2 protein-coding genes are annotated in these 2214 nt (G+C 70.9%); both read right to left on the bottom strand.

Annotated elements, in window-relative coordinates; all coding sequences use genetic code 11:
* Positions 1-94: 94 nt before the first annotated feature.
* Positions 95-1507, bottom strand: coding sequence for a S28 family serine protease (locus tag ABZX67_RS33225; RefSeq protein ID WP_355368520.1), 1413 nt, complete (start codon positions 1505-1507; stop codon positions 95-97).
* An 85-nt stretch (positions 1508-1592) separates the two neighbouring features.
* A complete protein-coding gene (locus ABZX67_RS33220) occupies positions 1593-1925 on the bottom strand; it encodes a hypothetical protein (RefSeq protein ID WP_355368517.1) in 333 nt (110 codons plus the stop codon).
* Positions 1926-2214: the final 289 nt, after the last annotated feature.

The raw sequence follows: 2214 nt of genomic DNA, 5'->3' as shown, positions 1-2214 counted from the left end.
CCCGCCATCACGGTGACGATCGCCACGGGCAGGAAGAGCAGGAACAGGAACACGGCGAGGCTCGTCTCCTCGTCCTCCCCGCCCGGCCACCGCCCTACGGACGCAGCGTCTGCTCGCGCACGAGCGTGCGCTTGTCCAGCCCCGGGACGGTGCGGACCGGCGCCGGGGCGATGCCCGCCCACTCCTGGATCCGTGCCGTGGCCTTCGTACGCTCGGCCTCGACCAGCGCGGAGACGCTCGCCCCGTGGTTGGCGCCGGGCGCCGCGAAGACGTAGCTGTCGCGGGCGCCCTTGTCGACGCGGAACCGCTCCGCGCCCCACGGGTCGTTGGCGCCGTACACGAAGAGCATCCGGTGCGCCCGCGTGCGCACCCAGGTGTCGACGTCCCGCATCGCCCACGACTGGAAGCGGGGCAGCGGGACGTCACGCGGGACGAAGGCCCGGGCGGGCTGGTAGCCGTACCGCGTCAGGCCCTTGAGGTGGTCCATCCGCAGGCTCGGCGAACCGAGCTGCGTGGCGGCCTGGTAGTAGTACGGGACCGCCCACTCCAGGCCCTGGTCGGTGTAATACGACCAGCCCGAGTAGCCGTCGATGGTGTCGTAGACGGTCTGGTCGGAGGCGGTGGCGGCGTCGGGGATGTCGGCGCACTCGGCCTCGGTGTGGTACTGCCAGAAGCCCCAGACGAAGTCGAGGACGACCGCTTCGTACGCCTTGTCGAGGCTGCCGAGGGTGGTGAAGGTCGCGCCCGTCTCGTCCGCCCACGCGCGGTACTTCTTCTGCAGCGGCTCACGGCGGACCAGCGCCTCGCGCTGCATGGCGTTCAGCCGGTCGCGGCACTCCTTGGTCCCGACGGTCGCGAAGAACCGGTCGTACGCCGAGTCCTCCTTCTCCACCACGTCGTTGGGCGCGACGTACGCGACGACGCCGTCCATGTCCCGCGGGTAGAAGCGCTCGTAGTACGTCGCCGTCATGCCTCCCTTGGACACGCCGGTGGCCAGCCACTTGCGGTCGTACAGCGGCTTCAGCGCGGCGAAGACGCGGTGCTGGTCGGAGGCCGCCTGCCAGATGTCGAGCTTCGACCAGTCGGCGGGCTCCGGGCGGGACGGGGTGAAGAAGCGGTACTCCATGGCGACCTGGTTGCCGTCGACGATGGCCGCCGGCTCGCTGCGCCAAGGGCGGGTGCTGAGCGCGTACCCGCTCGTGTAGAAGACCGTCGGGCGGGCGGTGTCCTTGTGCAGCACGGTGACGCGCTGCTGGAAGGTGCCGCGGGTCGGGTCACGGTGGTCGACCGGCTGGGTGTAGCCGAGGACGAAGAAGCGGTAGCCGGGGTAGGGCTTCTCCTCCAGCAGGGTCATCCCGGGGATCGCCAGGATGCGGTCCTTGATGTCCCTGTCCGTGGTCGTGCGGCTGTCGGCCGGTACGACGGCGGTGGCCGTGGCCGTACCGGTCGCGCTCACGGTGCCTATGAGCACCACGAGCGACAGCAGCCATCTGAGCGCCTTACGCATGCACCCTCCACTTGGGTCACGGTGGTCGCCGTGAACCTAGCGGGGTCAATGCCCCTGCCACCAGAGGCACTTGCTGGGCACTTGCTCAGCAGAGGAACCAGCCCGTGGTTCCGCCCTTGCCGGCGACCGCGCCGGACGCGCGGACGCAGCGGTTGAGGGCGTGCACCGTCACGGGCCCGGCCTGCCGGGTGAACCGCCCCTTGTCGGTGGCCGCGCGCCCGCCGCGCGCCTGGATGGTGACGGCCATGGCGCGGCGCACACCCGGCTTCTTGGCGACGGCGACGGCGCACGCGTACTGGCGGTTCTTGTAGACCCTCAGCTCTCCGGTGGAGAAGGCCACGGTCTTGACGAGCCGTCCGGAACAGGCGGCCGCCGCTTCGGCGCGGGTGCCGTGCCCGGCGAGGGTGAGGGTGCTCACGGCGACGAGAACCGCCAGAACGCGCGTACACAGTCGCCTTGTCGCCCCGGCCGCGGCCGTCGCCCCACCGAACACCCTTGCACTCCTTCGCCTCGTGAGCGTACGTGCGTACGACGCACGAGGACGCCGCTCGGTTGCGCGGGGGCCCTACCCACCCGGGGATGCACGCACCGGCGACGGAATGGACCACCCGCGTGAGGGGGACGGGGGTGGAGCGTGGGGGGTGGTCGGACGTAAAACGACTGAACTCGCGCGAAGCGCGGTGAACGAGAGTCCGACCGATCGGAAG

This window comes from Streptomyces sp. NPDC003036, assembly GCF_040611175.1.
In the GTDB taxonomy this organism is placed as follows: domain Bacteria; phylum Actinomycetota; class Actinomycetes; order Streptomycetales; family Streptomycetaceae; genus Streptomyces.
This window is presented reverse-complemented; position numbering and strand designations above follow the sequence as displayed.